Source organism: Salinilacihabitans rarus (genome assembly GCF_024296665.1).
Classification (GTDB): Archaea; Halobacteriota; Halobacteria; order Halobacteriales; family Natrialbaceae; genus Salinilacihabitans; species Salinilacihabitans rarus.
Genome location: NZ_CP100762.1, coordinates 1680336 through 1698953, shown reverse-complemented (window position 1 = coordinate 1698953; position 18618 = coordinate 1680336). Strand labels below are relative to the sequence as shown.

Annotated in this window: 15 protein-coding genes; 6 read left to right on the top strand and 9 right to left on the bottom strand. The window is 69.8% G+C overall.

The features are described 5' to 3' along the window. Positions 1-54: 54 nt before the first annotated feature. Both NKG98_RS08860 and NKG98_RS08855 read right to left on the bottom strand, forming a co-directional pair. Positions 55-1374 (bottom strand): hypothetical protein, encoded by a 1320-nt coding sequence (locus NKG98_RS08860; RefSeq protein ID WP_254769296.1) that lies wholly within the window; start codon positions 1372-1374, stop codon positions 55-57. A 62-nt stretch (positions 1375-1436) separates the two neighbouring features. Continuing rightward, the gene (locus NKG98_RS08855; RefSeq protein ID WP_254769295.1) at positions 1437-2546 is read right to left on the bottom strand and encodes an OBG GTPase family GTP-binding protein; all 1110 of its coding nucleotides are present in this window, start codon (positions 2544-2546) and stop codon (positions 1437-1439) included. A gap of 186 nt (positions 2547-2732) precedes the next feature. On the opposite strand from NKG98_RS08855, the gene NKG98_RS08850 reads away from it, so the two are divergent. Next, complete coding sequence (locus tag NKG98_RS08850) at positions 2733-5171, top strand: methyl-accepting chemotaxis protein (protein ID WP_254769294.1); 2439 nt, start codon at positions 2733-2735, stop codon at positions 5169-5171. 115 nt (positions 5172-5286) lie between these two features. Beyond that, complete coding sequence (locus NKG98_RS08845) at positions 5287-5490, top strand: VNG_1110C family protein (protein WP_254769293.1); 204 nt, start codon at positions 5287-5289, stop codon at positions 5488-5490. A gap of 85 nt (positions 5491-5575) precedes the next feature. On the opposite strand, the gene NKG98_RS08840 is transcribed toward NKG98_RS08845, so the two are convergent. Genes NKG98_RS08840 through NKG98_RS08830 form a run of 3 tightly spaced genes read right to left on the bottom strand, consistent with a single transcriptional unit; the run spans position 5576 to position 9697 of the window. Continuing rightward, entirely contained in the window at positions 5576-6841 is a 1266-nt protein-coding gene (locus NKG98_RS08840; RefSeq protein WP_254769292.1) for a tRNA(Ile)(2)-agmatinylcytidine synthase, read from the bottom strand. Positions 6842-6884: 43 nt separating this feature from the next. Beyond that, positions 6885-8648 carry a GMC family oxidoreductase gene (locus NKG98_RS08835; protein WP_254769291.1) on the bottom strand — a complete coding sequence of 588 codons (1764 nt, stop codon included), beginning with the start codon at positions 8646-8648 and terminating at the stop codon, positions 6885-6887. Beyond that, positions 8648-9697 (bottom strand): gluconate 2-dehydrogenase subunit 3 family protein, encoded by a 1050-nt coding sequence (locus NKG98_RS08830; RefSeq protein ID WP_254769290.1) that lies wholly within the window; start codon positions 9695-9697, stop codon positions 8648-8650. The genes NKG98_RS08835 and NKG98_RS08830 overlap by 1 nt, the downstream gene beginning before the upstream one ends. 197 nt (positions 9698-9894) lie before the next feature. Here NKG98_RS08830 and NKG98_RS08825 point away from each other — a divergent pair, with 197 nt between their 5' ends. Then, positions 9895-10863, top strand: a complete 969-nt coding sequence (locus NKG98_RS08825) for a transcriptional regulator (RefSeq protein WP_254769289.1) — start codon at positions 9895-9897, stop codon at positions 10861-10863. Positions 10864-10950: 87 nt separating this feature from the next. Beyond that, the gene (locus NKG98_RS08820; RefSeq protein ID WP_254769288.1) at positions 10951-12462 is read left to right on the top strand and encodes an aldehyde dehydrogenase family protein; all 1512 of its coding nucleotides are present in this window, start codon (positions 10951-10953) and stop codon (positions 12460-12462) included. 12 nt (positions 12463-12474) lie between these two features. Here the strand turns inward: NKG98_RS08820 and NKG98_RS08815 are convergent, their stop codons facing one another. From NKG98_RS08815 to NKG98_RS08800, 4 genes are all read right to left on the bottom strand, one after another. After that, on the bottom strand, positions 12475-13035 hold the full coding sequence (locus NKG98_RS08815) for a hypothetical protein (protein WP_254769287.1): 561 nt from the start codon (positions 13033-13035) through the stop codon (positions 12475-12477). A gap of 149 nt (positions 13036-13184) precedes the next feature. Next, positions 13185-13430 (bottom strand): glutaredoxin family protein, encoded by a 246-nt coding sequence (locus tag NKG98_RS08810; protein WP_254769286.1) that lies wholly within the window; start codon positions 13428-13430, stop codon positions 13185-13187. 48 nt (positions 13431-13478) lie between these two features. Beyond that, on the bottom strand, positions 13479-14885 hold the full coding sequence (locus NKG98_RS08805; RefSeq protein ID WP_254769285.1) for an NCS2 family permease: 1407 nt from the start codon (positions 14883-14885) through the stop codon (positions 13479-13481). A gap of 306 nt (positions 14886-15191) precedes the next feature. Then, entirely contained in the window at positions 15192-16430 is a 1239-nt protein-coding gene (locus NKG98_RS08800) for an NAD(P)/FAD-dependent oxidoreductase (protein ID WP_254769284.1), read from the bottom strand. 199 nt (positions 16431-16629) lie between these two features. On the opposite strand from NKG98_RS08800, the gene NKG98_RS08795 reads away from it, so the two are divergent. Together NKG98_RS08795 and NKG98_RS08790 are read left to right on the top strand one after the other, a co-directional pair. Then, complete coding sequence (locus NKG98_RS08795) at positions 16630-17223, top strand: DUF6149 family protein (RefSeq protein ID WP_254769283.1); 594 nt, start codon at positions 16630-16632, stop codon at positions 17221-17223. Between the two features lie 94 nt (positions 17224-17317). Then, entirely contained in the window at positions 17318-18607 is a 1290-nt protein-coding gene (locus NKG98_RS08790; RefSeq protein ID WP_254769282.1) for an MFS transporter, read from the top strand. The last annotated feature ends 11 nt before the right edge of the window (positions 18608-18618 follow it).

Below are 18618 nucleotides of genomic sequence, written 5' to 3'. Positions count from 1 at the left end.
AAATGATCGTAGTCGCGCGGTGTCCGGCGGGGCACCCGTCTGCCCGCCGCCGCCTCAGTCGCTCGCGTCCGTGACCTCCCACTCGGCGGTGTCGCGCTCGCCGGCGGCGCGGGCGTAGGCGTCGCCGACGGCGCGGTCGTCGGCGAGCGCGCCCGCGGTGAGGTGCGTCAGCGCGGCGACGAGCGTGCCGACCTCGTGGACGCCCACGAAGCGGTGGCGCGGCAGGTCGATCCGGCCGTCGGTCGCCACCGCCCGCAGCGGGACGCCCAGCCCGGTGACCGACCGCAGATCGGTGCCGAGGGGGTTGGTGGCGGCGAGCCAGCCCATCGCGGCCGCCACCTCGCGCTCGTAGCCGTACTCGCCGCCCGCGGCGGCGTACTCGGCGACCGCGGTCGCAAACGCCGTCTGGTCTGCGGCGAACAGTACGCGCCAGCGTCCCGGCGGCGCCCCCACGAGTTCGAGCGCGCGGTCGCTCAGCCGGCGCCCCAGCGGCGCTGTCGTCGCGAGAAAGGCCCCGTCGCCGCGCAGCCGGCGGTCGATCGCGCGTTCGAGGGCGGCCTCGACGGCGTCGAGGGCGTCGCGCCGGTCGGTGACGGCCGCCGCGCGGGCCAGCCCCCAGCAGGCGTACTGCTCGTGGCGGTGGCGCCGCCCCGCCGGGGCGGCCAGCCCGAGGGGGTCGTCGGCCCCCCGGGCGCCGTCGATCAGCCCCAGCGCCTCCGAGAGCGCCGCGCGGACCTCGCGGTCGCCCGTCCGCTCGGCGAGGGTCGCCCAGCCGGCCAGCACCAGTCCGTCGGCCGCGCGCTCGAACGCGCAGCCGCGCGTGCGTTCGAAGCACTCGCGGGCGGCGTCGAGCCACTCGTCGCCGAAGCGCGTCCCGGCGCGGGCGAACGCGTCGAGCAGCGGCCCGAGGACGGCCGCCTCGCGGCGGTCGGCGTACCGCTCCTCGGCGACCAGCCGCCGGCAGGCCGCGAGCTGGCGGCGCAGCTTCGCGTCGTAGGCGTCGGTGCCGGCCGGCGAATCGCGCCACGCCATCGCGCCCATCGTCGCGAGCGGGCCGTGGGGGAAGCCCCGCCCCCGCGGGGGCGCCCAGGCGAGGCCGTCGGCGGTCGGCGTCCAGCACAGCGCGCGGACGAACCGCCCCGCCTCGTCGTCCCAGAAGCCGTCGGCCTCGACCGGCCGGAACAGCGCCGCGAGGGCGTCGTCGAGCCAGCGCTCGTACGGCGGGTCGATCCGATCCGGCCGTTCGAGCGCCGCGCGGGCCCCGCCGACGCGGGGGTCGAGTACCTCCCGCGCGGCCGCCAGCGGCCCCCGCGATTGCGATTGGGATCCGGTTCGCCCGTTCGTCCGCCCGTTCACTCCCGGGACGCGCGTCATCGGGCGAGAGCGCCCCGCCGAGCGGGTTAGTTATGGAGCGCCTTCCGGCCCGGCCGCGGGGGTCAGCGGCGCAGAATCAGCTTCAGGACGTCGCCGTCTTCGAGGACGTGGCCGTCGCCGACCTGCTGTTCGTCGTGGGTCGCGCTCGGGCCGGAGACGCGGGCGAAGCGAAAGCGCTCCTCGAAGTCGCCGCCGAGTTTCTCGACCGCGTCGGCGACGGTCGCGCCCGCCTCGACCACCAGCGGTTCGTCCCAGTCGACGCCGCGGCCGGGCTTGTCCATGTAGACCCGGATGAGCCCGAGGTTCTCCCACATCCGGTCTTTGAACGCCTCCAGTCCCCGCTCGGCCTCGGCGCTGATGAACGTCACCTCCTCGGGGTCGAGGTCGCGCTCGCGCAGTCGCTCGTCGACGGTCTCCTTGTAGTCGGGGTCGATGAGGTCGACCTTGTTGACGCAGGTGATCGAGGGGATGTACTCGCGGTTGTCCATCAGGCCGTCGATGAGCCGGTCGATGTCGACGCGCTCGCCGAGGTTGACGTCGGCGTTGACGTAGCCGTGCTCGCGGAGGACGTCCTTGATCGTCTCCTCGTCTAGGTCCTGGTCGGCGCTCGAGGTGAGCTTGATGCCGTCTTTGTGCTTGGGGCGGACGGTCACGCGCGGGGGCTGCTCGTCGACGCGGATCTTGATGTCGTACAGTTCCTCGCGGAGGCGGTCGTACTGCTCGATCTCGAACACCGAGAGGACGAAGACGATCAGGTCGGCGTTGCGAACGACCGAGAGCACCTGCTGGCCGTCGCCGCGGCCGGAGGCGGCGCCCTCGATCAGCCCGGGCACGTCGAGGATCTGGATGTTCGCCCCCCTGTGTTTGCACATCCCCGGGTTGACGTCGAGGGTGGTGAACTCGTACTCGCCGATCTCGGAGTCGGCGTTGGTCAGCGCGTTCAGCAGCGAGGACTTGCCGACGCTCGGGAAGCCCACCAGCGCGACCGTCGCGTCGCCGGTCTTCTCGACGGCGTAGCCGTGGCCGCCGCCGGCCGACGACTGGTTCTCGAGTTTCTCTTTTTTCTCGGCGAGTTTGGCTTTCAGGCGGCCGATGTGGGCCTCCGTCGACTTGTTGTAGGGCGTGTTGGCGATCTCCTCCTCGATTGCCTCGATCTCCTCCTCGAGCCCCATGTGTCTAGGCCCAGCCGGCCCCGCCGAAAAACACTTTCGACCCATCCGGCCCGAAAAAATCGCCGTACTGGACGGCGATCCGCGCGGGCGGCCGGCGACGGCCGCCGGCCGAAAAAGTATCAACGATCATGTTATAACTGTTCAAGGTTAGTTTTTTATCACGTGAGTGTCTCGGCATAGGCGAACATGAGCGACAGCAGTACGTTATCGCCGATTCGACGTCTCAAGGGGAGCTTCTCGCTCAAACTGGCGGTCCTGTTTCTGGCCGTCGTCGTGGTGATCGCGGCGATCGGTGGCATCATCTACGTCCAGACCGGGACGGCACTCGAGGAGAGCACCGAGGAGACCATGGAGCGGTCGACGGTGTTGCAGGCGAACACGCTGGCGGAGTGGGTCGACCGTACCGAGGCCACGTCGCGTCACCTCGCCGAGACCGACGTCGTCCGGGCCGGCGACGAGACGGCCATCGGGCCGTACCTCGAAGCCGAACGCGCCGAGGCGCCCGCGTCCGTCGCCGCCATCCACTACTACGATCGGGGCACCCGGACGGTCCTCGAGAGCAGCGAGAGCGGCGTCGCGGCGAGCGCCTACGCCGACGCGGAGGTCGAGTGGACGGTCGACGGCCTCGCGTTCGACGAGGGGTCGCCGACGACCGTGACCCACCCGTACCACGACCCGGTGATCGACGCGCCGGCGGTCGCGTTCGTCAGTCAGGTCCCCGACAACGACGGGCGGGCGATCGTCGTGGTCATCGACCTCGAGGCCCAGACCGGCCAGCTCGAACGGCCGTCGACCGCGGACGGCGCGTTCACGCACGTGGTCGACGAGCGCGGGACCGTCGTGATGAGTCATCATCGCGAGGATATAAACACCCAAAATATGGGGGCTGAAGACGAGTTTGAAGTGGAGTCGATGGCGGTCGATCGCGGGATCGACGGCGAGACGGACTACGTCGAGATGGAGATGGGCGGCCACGGCCACTCCTCGGTGATGGCCATGGGCTTCGCGCCGGTGCCGGGGGCCGACTGGGTCGTCATGACCCACGTCCCGGTCGAGGCGGCCTACGCGCTCCAGGACGACATCACGCAGTCGGTGCTCGCGCTGGTGGCGTTCTCGGTGCTCGGGCTGGGCTTCGTCGGCGCCGTCGTCGGGCGCAACACGACCCGCTCGCTCGGTCGGCTGGCCGAGCAGGCACGGAAACTCGAAGCGGGCGACCTCGACGCCGAACTGGAGACGAGCCGCGTCGACGAGATCGGCCAGCTCTACGACGCGTTCGACAGCATGCGCGTCTCGCTGCGCGAGCAGATCCGGGAGGTCCAGCGGGCCCGCGAGCAGGCCGAGCAGGCCCGCGACGAGACCGCCCGGCTGAACCGTCACCTCGAACAGAAGGCCGACGAGTACCGGAGCGTGATGCGCGAGTGCGCCGAGGGCGACCTCACCCGCCGGCTCGACCCCGAGAGCGAGAACGAGGCGATGTCGGAGATCGCCGTCGAGTTCAACCGGATGGTCGCGCAACTCGAGGAGACCGCAGAGCGGCTGTCGCAGTTCGCGACGGAGGTCGCCGCCTCGAGCGAGGAGGTCACCGCCAGCACCGAGGAGGTCCACGCCGCGAGCCAGCAGGTCGCCGAATCGATCCAGGAGATCTCCGACGGCGCCGAGCGCCAGAACGAGAACCTTCAGGCGATCAACGGCGAGATGGACGGGCTGTCGACGACGACCGAGCAGATCGCCGCCTCCTCGAACCAGGTCGCGAGCCTCGCCCGGCGGACCGCCGAGACGGGCCGGCAGGGCCGGGAGGCCGCCGGCGACGCCATCGAGGGGATGGACGCGATCGAGGCGGAAGCCGAGGACGCCGTCGACGAGATCGAGACGCTCGAAGACGAGATCGACCGGATCGACGAACTCGTCGAGTTCATCGGCGAGGTGGCCGGCCAGACCAACATGCTGGCGCTGAACGCCAACATCGAGGCCTCGCGCAACGACAGCGGCGACGCGGGCGAGGGCTTCTCGGTCGTCGCCAGCGAGGTCAAGGACCTCGCCTCGGAGACCAAAGAGACCGCCGAGGACATCGAGGACCGCATCGAGGAGATCAAGGCCCAGACCGACCGCACGGCCGAGGAGGTCCAGCGTACGAGCCAGCGGATCGCCGATCACCGCGACGCCGTCGAGGAGGCCGTCGACGCGCTCGAAGAGATCGCGGCCTACGCGGAGGAGACCAACGACGGCGTTCAAGAGATTTCGGCCGCCACCGAACAGCAGGCGGCCTCGACCCAGGAGGTCGTCTCGATGGTCGACGAGGCCTCGACCATCTCCGAGGAGACCACGGCCGAAGCCGAGACGGTCGCGGCCGCCGGCGAGGAGCAGACGACGGCGCTCACCGAGGTGAGCCAGTCGGCCAGTGCCCTCTCCGAGCAGGCCGCGCGGCTGTCGGCCGACCTCGACGAGTTCGAGACGGACGCGGACGTCGAACTGGATCACACGGTGCCGACGGATCCGGTCGAGGACCGCGAGAACCCCTTCGACGAGGCGCCGGCCGGGGACGGCGACGAGGACGAGACGTTCACGTTCGTCGACTCGACCGACGCCCCGGAGGAGTCGGAGGGGACCGACGAGGCGAAGTGGTAGGCCGCGATCGCCCGAGGGCTCGCCGGTCGGAAACTTTCAACTTCGTGGACCGTTACCGATGCAAACTGACTTCGACACACATAAACGCCGGGCAGGTGATCCTCCGAGCGTAGGAATGCCAGATCCGTCGCGGCTGCGTGACAGCACTCAGATCGTTCTCCCGCAGGAGGCCATCGACGGCCTCGAAACGCAGCTCGACAACCGGTTCACCGTGACGATCTTCCCCGAGAACGAGGAGTACTGCCGGATCATCGGCAGCCCCGTCGAGATCAAGCAGGCCAGCAAGTTCCTCGCCCGGCAGGGCGTCAGCCTCCGGTAGACGTTTTCCACGCGGCTCGGCCCCGCACCGCGACCCCCGCACCCGCACACAGCGCCGCGAGGACGTTCCCGCGGACCGGCCGCCGTCAGCGCTCGGGGTGGGTCGGCGCGTCGAAGCCGCCCCGGACCAGCGGCTTCGCGACGTGGCGGCGGGCGCAGGGCGGCACCTCGTACCACCCCGGTTCGAGGTCGCGGTCCAGCGGCGCCGTCGCCTTCTCGGCGGTGCGCGTCCCGCAGTCGCGACACCGGTAGCCCTGGTCGCGGCCCGCGCTCTCCATCGTCCGCCCGCAGTCGGGGCACGTCGGCGTCACCCGCTCGGTGCGCACGAGGTCGCGGACGGCGAACTTCTCGAGTTTGAGCGTCCCGCGGGCGACCTCGCCGCAGGCGGTGAGGCGGTCGCCGACGCGCAGCGCGCGCACGCGGTCGCGGAACCGCTTGGTGGGCTCGAAGGCGGCACACTGGAGGCGCGCGTCGCCGTCGGCGAGGTCGAAGAAGACGTGGCCGCCGCGGCGGGTTTCGGGGTCGGAGGCGACCCGACCGTCGACGCGGTAGGCCCGGCGGTCGCGGACGTCGGCGAGCGCCGCGTCCCGGAGGTGGGCGTCGGTCCCCTGGTTCGTGACGAACAGCCGGGCGCGCTCGACCGGCTCGCTCTCGATCCGGGCGGCGACGGCGCGGACGGCCTCGGGGTCGTCGCCGCGGATCCCGTGGAGGATCGGCCCCGGCGTGTGGGGGACACAGACGGGCTCGCCCTCGCCGCGGTCGACGGTGTCCCAGACCGTGGGGTAGCCGGCGTCCGCGGCCGCGAAGACGCTGTCGACGTCGACGTCCCGCTCGGTCCCCCACCGGGCGGGGTCGCGGTAGGAGATGTACTCGGAGGTCCACTCGTCGAACGCCGCCCACGCGCCGACGGCCGCGAGCGCGCCGATCCGACCGCGGCCGTTGCCCAGCCCCCAGCCGCGGTAGCCGGCGGCGTCGATCAGCGCCGCGGCGTCGGCGATCTCGTGGTGGTCGCGGACGGCCTCGCGGGCGAACGCGCGGACGGCCGGCGGGGCGTCGGCGGGGTCGTGGGCGGCGACGACGAGGCCGGGGTTGGTCCGCTCGTCGGCGGTCTCCGCGAGCGATTCGAGGGCGTCGCGGGCGACGGCGAAGGCGGTCTCGGCGTCGCAGTCGGCGTGGATCGCCAGCGCGGCGTTGCCCCGGGTCTTGTGCTCGACCGCGGGGTTGAGCCGGACGAGGAGCAGTCGCTCGACGGCACCCGCCTCGCGCAGGTCGTCGGCGACGCGGCTCGCGACGTAGGTCGTACACATCCCGCGCTCGCGGGAGTCGGTGTCGTCCAGCCCGACGACGGTCATCGCCGTCGGGTAGTGGCCGGAGGGAGTAACGGGTTTCGGACGCCTAGGCGCTCGCCAGCGGCCGGGGGTCCTCGAGGTACTCCTCGATCCCCTCGGCGGCGCGGAACGCGAGCGCGCCCACGGTTCCCGTCGGGTTGTAGCCGCTGTTGTGTGCGAACGCCGACGCGCCGGGGACGAACAGGTTGTCGGCCTCCCAGCACTGGAGGTAGTCGTTGACGACCGACGCCTCGGGGTCGGCGCCCATGATCGCGCCGCCGGTGTTGTGCGTCGACTGGTAGGGGACGATGTCGAAGCTCCCCTCCAGCGTCGTGGTGGCGTCGACCGTGTCGGCGCCCATCTCCCGCACGACCTCCTCCAGTTGGGGACCGACGTGCTCGACGAGGTTGCGGTCCTGCTCGCGCCAGTCGAACGTCATCCGCAACAGCGGCCGGCCGTACTGGTCGGTGTAGGTGGGGTCGAGGTCGAGGTAGTTCTCCCGGAACGGGAGCACCGCGCCCTGACAGGCGACCGCGACCGAACTGTGGTAGTACTCGACGCTCCGGGCTTTGAACTCCGAACCCCACGACGGCGTCCCCTCGGGGACGGGGTTGTTCGCGATCGGGCGGTCGCCGGTCTGGTTGCAGGCGACGTTGCCGCCGTGGAGGAAGTCCAGATCGGCGTGGTCGAAGTTGTCGCCGTTGAGGTCGTCGAACGAGGCGCCGAGCGCCCCGGCGCCCATGTAGAGGTTCCAGTTCTCGTCGTCGAAGAAGCCGCGGGCGCTGGCGGCGAAGTTCTGGTAGCAGTAATTTTTCCCGACGACGCCCTCGCCCGTCTCGGGGTCGTACGGCTCGCCGATCCCCGACAGCAACAGCAGTCGGACGTTGTTGAGCACGTACGCCGTCAGCGCGACGACCTCGGCGGGCTGTTCGTACACCTCGTCGGTCTTTCGGTCGACGTACCGGACGCCGGAGACCTCCCCCTCGTCCTCGTCGTACAGCAGGTCGACCACGTCGGCGTGCGTGCGGAGTTCGAAGTTACCCGTCTCGCGGGCGGCCGGCAAGACGGTCGTGATCGGCGAGGCCTTCGCGCCCCACTCGCAGCCGAACCGCTCGCAGTAGCCGCAGTACTCGCACTGGCCCTGCTGGACGCCGTCCGGGTTGGTGTACGACTCGGTGAGGTTGGCCGACGGCGCCTGGAACGGCTCGTAGCCCAGCGCCGCGGCCGCCTCCTTGAACCGGCCGAGCACCGGCGTCTCGACCATCGGCGGCAGCGGGTAGTCCCGCCCGCGGGGCCCCTCGTAGGGGTTGCCGCCGTCCTGGGTCTCGCCCTCGACGTTGCCGGCCTCGCCGGCGATGCCGGCGGTGTACTCGAACGTGTCGTAGTACGGTTCGAGTTCCTCGTAGCTGATCCCCCAGTCCTGTAGTTGCATGTTCTCGGGGATCTTCTCCTCGCCGTACTCGTCGACCGTTCGCGAACGGATCTCGAAGTCGTAGGGGAGGAAGCGCCACGTCTGGCCGTTCCAGTGGACGCCCGCGCCGCCCTCGCCGCTCCCGGGGAGGAAGGCGCCGTAGCGGCGCATCGGCAGGGCGACCTCGTCGACGGAGTTGCGGAAGGTGATCGTCTCCTTCGAGAGGTCCTGCATCAGTTTGTACCGCAGCGCGTACCCCAGTTCGTCGTGGACGGTGAAGAAGTCCTCCGTGGCGCGCTCGCCGCCGCGTTCGAGGCTGACGACGTCGTAGTCGGCCTGGGCGAGTTCCTTCGCGACGATGCCGCCGGTCCAGCCGGCGCCGACGGTCACCACGTCGACGGGGTCGAGTTCCTGGACCATCAGCGCTCACCCCCGTCGTCGACGTCGTCGAGATCGACGCTCTCGACCTCGGCTTCGGTCTCGCCGCGGGCGGCCGCCTCGTCGACGACGTTCGGGTAGTCCGCCTCGGCGGCGTCGTGGACGTGCGCGTGGCCCTCCTCGCTCTGGTCGGTGGCCGGCCCCTCGTTCTCGTCGCCGATCCCGAGCGACTCGACGTCGTCGGCGAGTTTCCGGTAGTCGCCCTCCTCGGGTTCGACGTACTCGCCTTCCCGTATCAGCCCGCGGTAGCTACCCAGCGCGCCGGGCGTGCCGGGGAACCCTTTCAGCCGCCAGCCGACCATCTCGCGGTTGCCGCCGTACGTCGGGTCACAGAACATCCCTTCGAGGGTGTTCTGGCGGACCAGCAGGAAGAAGCCGTCCGGATCGACGTTCGTCTCCTCGAACGTCTCGACCATCCCCTCCTCGAGGAGGGCGACCACCTCGTCCTGTTCGCCCCCTTCGAGGTTCGCGAACGAATCCGCGTCGTACTCCTGCTGGACGAACGACTCGATGGCCGCGATCGCCTGATCGTACGCCTCGTTCGGCGCGAGCGCGTACTGCCAGCCCTGGGTCTCCGAGGGGTTCTGTTCGGCCCAGGGGACCTCCGTCTCCGGGTCGACGTCCGCTGGTTCCTCCGCGTCGTCCTCGAACGGGTCGGTCGGGTCCTTCCCGGCGAACGGTCCCTCCATGTACCACCGCTCGCCCCGTCCCCACGCCGAGTTCAACTGCGAGTCGATGAAGTAGACGACGCCGGCCTCCGGCGCGCCCGGGCCGGTCTCGTCGGAGGGGTAGATCCGCGCCGTCAGGTCGTGGACCACGCGGGCCTGCCGGATCGTGAAGTACTCGAGGCCCTGCTCGTCGAGTTCGACCTCCTGTATCTCCGCCAGCGGCGTGACGTCGAACCGGTCGGCGTCGAACGCCTCGCCGGGCGCCGCGATACCGAAGACGGCGAGTCCCCCGCCGACGCGCATCGCCTGGCGTCTCGATACGTCTCGCGTGAAGTCGAGCCGTGGGTCGTCCTCCCGTGGCATACCCATCGGACACCGGTGGGGCGGGTAACGCACACCCTTGCGCACGAGCGCCGCGGACGGACGCGGAGCCGTGTCGAATTCCGGGGTCGCGCCGGAGCCCTATATAAGTATGTCCCCGCCGCGGCGGAGAATCGCCCGACGCAACCGCGACGTAACGGGAGAAAATCTCATATAGGTGGAGTCACTTACAATCCCTTATGTCCCGGTCCGCACTGGTCGGTAACGTCACCGCGATGCTCGAAGACGCGGGTTTCACGGTGAGCGACCGGTGTGCGATCCGACCGAAGAGCTTCGACGTCGCCGCGCGCCGCGGCGAGGACCTCCTCCTCGTGAAGATTCTCGGCAACATCGACGCGTTCAACGAGGAGACCGGCCACGAGATGCGCCGCCTCGGCACCTACCTCGAAGCGACGCCGCTGGTGATCGGCCTGCGCAGCCGCGACGAGGACCTCAAGCCGGACGTGGTCTACTTCCGACACGGCGTCCCCGTCCTCAGCCCCGACACGGCGTACAACCTGTTCGTCGAGGGGGTGCCACCGCTGATCTACGCCGCGCCCGGCGGGCTGTACGTCAACATCGACGGCGACCTGCTGGCCGACGAGCGCGAGGCCCGCGACTGGAGCCTCGGCCGACTGGCGAACGAACTGGGCGTCTCCCGGCGGACCGTCTCGAAGTACGAGGACGGCATGAACGCCTCCATCGAGGTGGCGATGGCCCTGGAGGAGCTGTTCGACGCGCCGCTGACGAGTCCGGTGGACGTCCTCGAAGGGGCCGACGAGGTCCACGAGAGCGAGGCGACCCCGGAGGACCCCGCCGCCGACCCCGACGACCAGCAGGTCGTCGCCGTGCTCAGCCGCGCGGGCTACAGCGTCCACCCGACGCTGCGCTCGCCGTTCAAGGCCGTCAGCGAGAACGAGGGGGGCAAAGACGACGTCGTCCTCACGGGCCACTCCGAACTCACGAAAGCCGCCGAGAAGCGCGCCCGCATCATGAGCTCCATCGGCCGGATCACCCACACCCGTTCGGTCTACGTCGTCGACCGCGCGAAGCGCGACGCCATCGACGGCACCGCGCTGATCGAGCGCGAGGAACTGGCCGACGTCCGCGACGGCGAACAGCTTCGCGAGGTCATCCGCGAGCGCGCCGAGCGCGAGGAGGCCGCCTGAGTCGGCCCCGCGCCCGCGCCGTTTGTTTTCCCGGCCACGCCTTCGTACAACCAAACGAATAAATCCGCTTCGTCTGAAGGTAGGGCCATGTCGGAACCCGAATCGGGCGTCACCGAAGTAGAGAGCGTCGACGACCTCGACATCGCGCCGGAGGACGGGTGGAACGCCCTGTACCTCGACGGCGAGTGGGTCCCCGCGGGCGAGCGCGAGGAGATTCCCGTCGAGAACCCCGCGACGCGGGAGCCCATCACGTCGGTCCCGTCGGGTACCGAGGCCGACGTCGACGAGGCGATGGCGGTCGCCGAGCGCGCACAGGACGCGTGGGCCGAGCGGCCCCCGCAGGAGCGCGCGGCGGTCGTCTCCCGGGCCTGTCGGCTGATCGAGGAGTACGCCGACGACCTCGCGACGCTGTTCGCCGTCGAGTGTGGGGGCGTCGACCTCAAAGCGCAGTTCGAGACCCAGCTAGCCCAGGGGACGATGGAGGTCGGCGCCGGCCTCGCGATGCGCGACGGGGGGCGACGGGCGGAGTCGGTCACTCCCGGCAAGGAGAACCTGCTCGTGCGCGAACCGGCGGGGGTCGTCGGGGTGATCACCCCGTGGAACTTCCCGCTGTACCTCTCGAGCCGGGTCGTCGCGCCCGCGATCGCGCTGGGCAACGGCGTGGTGCTCAAGCCCGACGAGAACACCCCGCTGACCGGCGGACTCGTGCTCGCGGCGCTGTTCGAGGCGGCCGGCCTCCCGGACGGCGTGTTGAACGTCGTCCCCGGCTACGGCGACGAGATCGGCGATCACTTCTCCGCGCACCCCACCCCGTCGGTGATGTCCTTTACCGGCTCCTCGGAGGTCGGCCGCCGGGTGGGCGAGCGCGCGGTCGGCCAGTTCACGGAGCCGGCGCTGGAACTCGGCGGCAACAACGCCCACGTCGTGCTGTCGGACGCCGACCTCGAACGGGCCGTCGACGCCGGCGCGTTCGGCTCGTTTACCCACCAGGGACAGGAGTGCATCTCGATCAACCGCCACCTCGTCCACGAGTCGCTGTACGACGAGTACGTCACGGCGCTTGCCGACCGCGCGGGGGCCCTCCCGATCGGCGACCCCCTCGAAGAGGGGACCCTCGTGGGGCCGGTGATCAACGAATCCCAGCGGGACAAGATCGTCGGCCTGATCGAGGAGAGCGTCGCGGCCGGCGCGACCGTCGAGGCCGGCGGCGACTACGACGACCTGTTCGTCGAGCCGACGGTGCTGTCGGACGTGACCAACGAGATGCCGGTGGCCGCGAACGAACACTTCGGCCCGGTCGCGCCGGTCATCCCGTTCGAGACGGACGAGGAGGCGGTGCGGCTGGCCAACGACACCGAGTACGGCCTCTCCGGATCAGTCCACTCGACGGACCTCTCGCGGGCGCGGGACGTGGCCGACGCCATGGAGACGGGGATGGTCCACATCAACGACCAGCCGCTGAACGACGAACCGCACGTCGCGTTCGGCGGCGTCGGCGCCTCCGGGATGGGCCGGTACAACGACGAGTGGATCCTCGAGACGCTGACGACCGTGAAGTGGATCTCCGTCCAGCGCGAGCCCCGGGAGTACCCCTACTGAGCGGGCCGGCGCCTACGCTTCGATCCAGTCGACCCGGTACTCACAGCGCCCGCCGCCCTCGGCCCGGCACCGGTCGCCGACCTCCTCGACCTGTACGGGGCTGTCGGCGAACTTCGCGGCGACGCCCTTGATCAGCCCCTGATCCAGTTCGCAGGGGTACGGATCCTCACAGACCATGATCCCCTCGCCGGGCCCCTCCTCGCGGAACTCGTAGAAGCCGATCTCGCCGCCGCGGTGGTTGTGGTGGTAGGCGTCGTCGATCGAGTGCAACGCCTCCTCGACGGTGGAGATGTCCGGCGGGAACTCGACGTGCTCCGGGATGTTCTGGCCCATGTTCTGCATGCTGCCCTCGCCGTACTCCTCGCGCATCTCGAACAGCATGGCCAGCGGCGCCCGGAGCGGGTACCACTCGTCGGGGTCGATGTCGTCGAGGCCGTATGAGGCGAGTTTGTGCGTGGTGTGTTTCCCCATCATCGGCGAAACCGACTCGCTCGCCGCGATGTACGACAGGGGGCTCCGACCGATCACCTCCGCGCCGTCGAGCGAGCCGTCGAACCCGGTGCGGTCGATCACGGCCGGGTCCTCGGTGGCCGACGCCGTATCGTCGTCCGTGTCACGGACGAGATTCAGGATCCAGTTTCTGACGGCCGAGATATGATTACCGATCTCCATATCGGTAGATCGGTTATCTTCGCCTCACTAATGTGTTGCGACTGCCGGGGTCAGGCGTAGGTCTCCTCGAGGTAGGCGACGATGTGGGCGCTCTCGGCCATCCCCTCGACGCCGTGGTCCTCGTCGACGATGACGGGAACGCCGGTCTGGCCGCTGACCTCCTCGACTTCGGTGCGCTGGGCGTGGGCCGCGGGGACTTCGACGGTCTCGAACTCGAGGTCGAGTTCCTCGAGTTTCGACCGGACCTTCGCGCAGTACGGACAGCCGGGCAGTTCGTAGAACGTGATCGTTCCCATGGCCGTCGCTAGCGGGTTCGAACGTAAGAGCGCGGCGATCCCGCCGCGCTAGCCGAGCATGCCGCTCGTGTAGACGTAGAAGTAGCCGACGAGTGCGGCGGCGATCACCCACTGGCCGGGGCTGACGTCCTCGAAGTCGCCGGTGGCGGCCTTGATCAGCGGGTAGGCGATGATGCCGGCCGCGAGGCCGTTGGCGATCGAGTAGGTCAGCGGCATGACGGTGATCGTCAGGCCGCCGGAGACCGCCCACGCCGGGTCGTGCCAGTCGATGTCGAGGACGCCCTGAAGCATGATGATCCCGACGACGACCAGTGCGATGAACGAGGCGTACGCGGGGATCATGGCGATCAGCGGGATCGCGACGAGCGAGACGAGAAAGAGCACGCCGACGACGAGCGCCGTCAGGCCGGTCCGGCCGCCCTCCTCGACGCCGGTCGAGGACTCGATGTAGGTCGTGACCGTCGAGGTGCCGACCATCGCGCCGAACGTGGTGCCGACGGCGTCGGCCATCAGCGGCTTGTCCATCTCGGGCAGGTTTCCCTCCTCGTCGAGGAAGCCGCCGAACTGCGAGACGCCGATGAGCGTCCCGGCGGTGTCGAAGAAGTCGACGAAGAAGAACGTGAAGACGACCAGCGCGAACGTCACCGGGTCGACGTCGCGCAGGCCCTCGACGAACGCGCCGACCAGCGGCGTGATGTCGTACTGCGGCGAGGTGACGACCGCGAACGAGAGTTCGCCCGTCTCCTCGTTGAGCAGCGCCTCCGGGAGGATCTCCGCGGGCGCCGCGAGGTTCGCGAGGTAGGCGAGCCAGCCCATCGCGGTCGTCGCGACGATGCCGAGGATGATCGCGCCGGTGACCCCCCGCGCCCACAGCATGAGCGTCAGGAGGAGGCCGGCGAGGGCGATCAGCGCCGCGGGCGACTGCGCGATCGGGCCGAGCGCGACCATCGTCGCCGGGTCGGCGGTGACGATCGCCATCTCCTGCAGGCCGATGAACAGCAGGAAGATGCCGATCCCCGCGCCGACGGCGAACTTGACGGGTTCCGGAAACAGCCGGATGATGGCCTCGCGCGCGCCGATCGCCGTGATCGCGATGAAGATGACCCCCTCGACGAACACCGCGGCGAGTGCCGTCTGCCACGGGACCCCCATGCCGAGGACGACCGTGAACGCGAAGAAGGCGTTCAGCCCCATCCCGGGCGCCAGCCCGAACGGCCGGTTGGCGTAAAAGGCCATCACGAAGATGGCGACGGCCGACGCGAGGATGGTCGCGATGGCGATCATCTGGACCGTCGGGACGAGGTCGTAGCCGGGAACGTCGATCGCGTTCGCCAGAATGAACGGGTTGACCAGAATGATGTACGACATCGCGAGGAACGTCGTCACGCCGGCGATCGTCTCGGTGCCGACGTCGGTGTCGTGCGCTTCGAGTTCGAAGTACTCTGTGACCCCCATGTTGGACGGTCGAGCATAGATACAGGGGTAAGTTAAAGTTTCCCGTCTGCACCTCCCGTCTATCTATCCACGTTCGTGTATACTCGCCGCGACGACGGGCGCGGTCGAACCGTCGCGTCGGGAGCGGAGGCGCCGCTGGACGGGTCGGGACGACGGGCCGCGCGACGCGGCGGAGTGGACCACGGCAGGGCAGGAACGGGTGAAGACGAGCACGCGAGACCGATGGGACGAGTACGTCGAGCGAACACGCGAACGTCCGCGCGTCGGGACGGGACCTCGGGGCTGGGATACCGCGGGAGAAGAACGTTACTGTTCCTGGGTCGGCGCGAGTTCGTCGAGGTCGACCGACTTCTCGAGCAGGACCTCCTTCTGGTCGGCGACGACGCGGCCCTCGCGCATCAGTTGCTTGAACTTGCTCTGGGGCGAGAGGTCGCCGATGAGGACGCCGCCGACGATCTTGCCGTCCTTGAAGGCGATGCGGCGCCACTCGGTGTCGGAGTACTTGCGCTCGGCGTGGTCGTCGCCCAGCGTCGGGTGGCCAAAGGAGAGGAAGGGGAAGTCGAAGTGAGTGATCGAGTACGAGGAGACCCACTCGAAGGGCTCGGCCTCGTCGTCGGCGGCCATGTTGACGCCGGCGACGCGGCCCTGTTCCTTCGCGGAGCCCCACGAGCCGTTCTGGGCCTGCTCGCCGAGCAACACGTCGTAGAAGCGGGTGATGTCGCCGGCCGCGTAGACGTCCTCGACGCTGGTCTGCATGTACTCGTCGACGACGATGCCGTTGTTCTGCTCGACGTCGCTGTCGCGGAGGAACTCGGTGTTGAACGTCAGGCCGATGGCGACGCCGGCCCAGTCACACTCGTAGCGGTCGCCGTTGGGGTCGACCGCGGCCGTCACGTGGCCGTCGTCGTCGACCTCGAACTCGTCGACGCCGCTCTCGAAGACCGGTTCGACGCCCTTCGAGCGCATGCCCTCGTGCATGATCTCGGCGCCGTCGGCCGAGAGCGCGTAGCGCCACCAGCGGTCGCCGCGCATCAGGTACTTGCCCTCGATGTCCTGTGCGCCACAGACCGCCGCGAAGTCGATCCCGAGCAGGCCCGCGCCGACGATGACCGCCCGGTCGGAGCCCTCGGCCGCCTCGCGGATCTTCCGGGCGTCCTGAAACGTCCAGAAGTGGTGGATGCCGTCGGCGTCGCTGTTGGGGACCGGAAGCTGTGTGGGGGTGCCGCCGGTGGCGATCAGGAGTTTGTCGTAGCCGATGTCCTCGCCCTCGTGGGTGTGGACGACCTTCTCGTCGGTGTCGATCCGGGTGACGTGGGTGTCGAGCGAGAGGTCGATGTCGCGCTCGTCGTACCACTCCTCCTCGTGGATGGAGATGGGCGCCTCCGGGAGTTTCCCCTTCGCGTGCTCTTTGATCAGGATTCGATTGTAGAGGGGCTCCCCCTCATCGGTGATGACGGTGATCGACCCCTCCGGGTCCTCCTCCCGGAGCGTCTCGGCGGCCGAACTGCCCGAGATCCCGTCGCCGATGATGACGTACTCAGTCATGTCCGAAACGTTCGTAACGGGGGTTAAAGTGGGTTGCTATCTCGAAAACGGGCGCGGCCGAACGCGTACGCGCGAGCGTTCACGTCCCAGCGCGTCCCAGCGCTGACGGCGCCCAGGCGCTCGAATCCGCCATCGCGGGCCGGGAGACGAGCGGCGACGCGCCGAATCCCTCTTTATCGTGGGGTCCACACGTACGCGTATGAAGATCCGTCAGAACGCCCGCCACTTCGCCTCGCGGAAGGCCCTCGAAATGCCCGGCGTCCGCTCTGTTGCCCGGTACGGTCTCGTGCGCCTGCACACGAGGGTCTTCACCGGGAAGGCCGACCCCGACCGCGCCGACGAGCGCGAGACCCACCTCGACGCCTTCTTCGACGCGACGATGGACGCCTACCTCGAGGCGCTGCGCGCGGGCTACTCGGAGGCCGAGGCCCGCGAGATCACCCACCTGCAGGCCAACTTCGACTTCTACAACCACGGCTGGACCGAGATGATGGAGATCCCCGCCGACGAACTCGACGCCCACTACGAGCGCTACGCCGACTTCTTCGAGACGTGGGGGATCACGATCGACGACCCCCTCGGCGAGTTCGAGCCCGAGGGCGGCGTTCCGGAGGCGCCGTCGACGCCCGCGAAACTCGACGATCCGGAACACCCCCACGCCGAGGGCGGCTTCGCCGACGACGTCTACGTCGAGACCGAGGACGGCGACCTCGTGGTCGGCGGCCGGGAGGAACCCGAGGACGTCGACGTCTCGCGGGCGGTCGGCGTCGACGACGAGGCCGTCGACGAGTGACCACCACACCGCCGGGCCGACGCGACGCGAGGCCGACCGGTTTCCGAGCGGCTAAGTAGCCGGACCGACGCGGTTTCGCCAACGTACCCCACGCATGTCCCTGAACGCGAACGACCGATCGATCGCCGGCTTCACGATGGCGGGCCACGCGCTGGTCCACTGGTTCGAGACCTCGATCCCGATCCTCCTCGTCGTCTGGCTCGCCGAGTTCGACGTCTCGGTCGCCCTCGTGGGCGTCGTCGTCGCGCTCGGCTACGCCCCCTTCGGGATCGGCGCGCTCCCGGGCGGAATCCTCGCGGACCGCTACGGAACCAAGCGGCTGATCGTCGGCTGTCTCGCCGGCATGAGCCTCGCGTTCGTCGTGATCGCCGCGGCCGCCTACGCCGACTCGATCTACGCGATCGCCGTCGGCCTCGTGCTCTGGGGCGTCGCCGCCAGCGTCTACCACCCCGCGGGGCTCTCGCTCATCTCCACCGGCGTCGACGAGCGCGGGACGGTCTTCGCCTGGCACGGCATCGCCGGCAACGCCGGCATCGCGCTCGGCCCGCTGGCCGCCGCGACGATGCTCGTCTTCCTCGACTGGCAGTACGTCGCCGCGCTGCTCGCGGTGCCGGGCCTGCTCGCGGCCGCCTACGGCCTCCGCGCGGAGTTCGACCCGGCCGCCGCCGTCGACGACGACGTCGACGCGGGGCCGGAGGAGGCGCTCTCGCCGGCCGACCTCGTCGCGAACTCGCGGGCGCTGTTCGCCAGCGCGTTCGCGGTCGTCTTCGCGATCGTCACCGTCGAGGGGCTGTTCTACCGCGGGACGCTCACCTTCCTGCCGGAGATCCTCAACGGCACCCCCGCGCTGGAGGCGCTGTCGGTCGCGCCGACGCTCGAACGCTACGACGTCGACCCCGAGTTCTACGTCTACGCCGGCCTGCTCGTCGTCGGGATGGCCGGCCAGTACGCCGGCGGAAAACTGACCGATCGGGTGGCGCCCGCCCGCGGGATGGCGGTCATCTTCGTCGTCCTCGCGGCGCTGGCGCTTTCGTTCGTCCCCGTCGCGTCGGTCGGACTGGTCGCCATCGTCGCCTACTGTGCCGTCCTCGGCTTCTTCCTGTTCGCGATCCAGCCGTTCTACCAGAACGCCGTCGCGGTCTACACGCCGGCCGACGCCCGGGGGCTCTCCTACGGCTACACCTACCTCGGCGAGTTCGGCCTCGGCGCGGCCAGCATCGCCATCGGCGGCTTCGTCCTCGACGGCTTCTCGACCGGCGCCTTCTTCGCCCTCCTTGCGGCGTTTGCCCTCGCCGGCGCGGCGCTCTCGGCGGGTCTGCTGGTCGGCCTCGACCGCGTCTTCGCCCGGTCGGGGGCCGACGTCGCCGCCAACCCGGACGACTGACGCTCGCAGAG

What these genes read in the sequence shown, in the direction of transcription:
- NKG98_RS08810 (WP_254769286.1), bottom strand. Translation starts at nt 13,430, where the DNA reads ATGGGAACGATCACGTTCTACGAACTGCCCGGCTGTCCGTACTGCGCG.
- NKG98_RS08820 (WP_254769288.1), top strand. Translation starts at nt 10,951, where the DNA reads ATGTCGGAACCCGAATCGGGCGTCACCGAAGTAGAGAGCGTCGACGAC.
- NKG98_RS08845 (WP_254769293.1), top strand. Translation starts at nt 5,287, where the DNA reads ATGCCAGATCCGTCGCGGCTGCGTGACAGCACTCAGATCGTTCTCCCG.
- NKG98_RS08830 (WP_254769290.1), bottom strand. Translation starts at nt 9,697, where the DNA reads ATGCCACGGGAGGACGACCCACGGCTCGACTTCACGCGAGACGTATCG.
- NKG98_RS08860 (WP_254769296.1), bottom strand. Translation starts at nt 1,374, where the DNA reads ATGACGCGCGTCCCGGGAGTGAACGGGCGGACGAACGGGCGAACCGGA.
- NKG98_RS08790 (WP_254769282.1), top strand. Translation starts at nt 17,318, where the DNA reads ATGTCCCTGAACGCGAACGACCGATCGATCGCCGGCTTCACGATGGCG.
- NKG98_RS08800 (WP_254769284.1), bottom strand. Translation starts at nt 16,430, where the DNA reads ATGACTGAGTACGTCATCATCGGCGACGGGATCTCGGGCAGTTCGGCC.
- NKG98_RS08835 (WP_254769291.1), bottom strand. Translation starts at nt 8,648, where the DNA reads ATGGTCCAGGAACTCGACCCCGTCGACGTGGTGACCGTCGGCGCCGGC.
- NKG98_RS08795 (WP_254769283.1), top strand. Translation starts at nt 16,630, where the DNA reads ATGAAGATCCGTCAGAACGCCCGCCACTTCGCCTCGCGGAAGGCCCTC.
- NKG98_RS08840 (WP_254769292.1), bottom strand. Translation starts at nt 6,841, where the DNA reads ATGACCGTCGTCGGGCTGGACGACACCGACTCCCGCGAGCGCGGGATG.
- NKG98_RS08855 (WP_254769295.1), bottom strand. Translation starts at nt 2,546, where the DNA reads ATGGGGCTCGAGGAGGAGATCGAGGCAATCGAGGAGGAGATCGCCAAC.
- NKG98_RS08825 (WP_254769289.1), top strand. Translation starts at nt 9,895, where the DNA reads ATGTCCCGGTCCGCACTGGTCGGTAACGTCACCGCGATGCTCGAAGAC.
- NKG98_RS08805 (WP_254769285.1), bottom strand. Translation starts at nt 14,885, where the DNA reads ATGGGGGTCACAGAGTACTTCGAACTCGAAGCGCACGACACCGACGTC.
- NKG98_RS08850 (WP_254769294.1), top strand. Translation starts at nt 2,733, where the DNA reads ATGAGCGACAGCAGTACGTTATCGCCGATTCGACGTCTCAAGGGGAGC.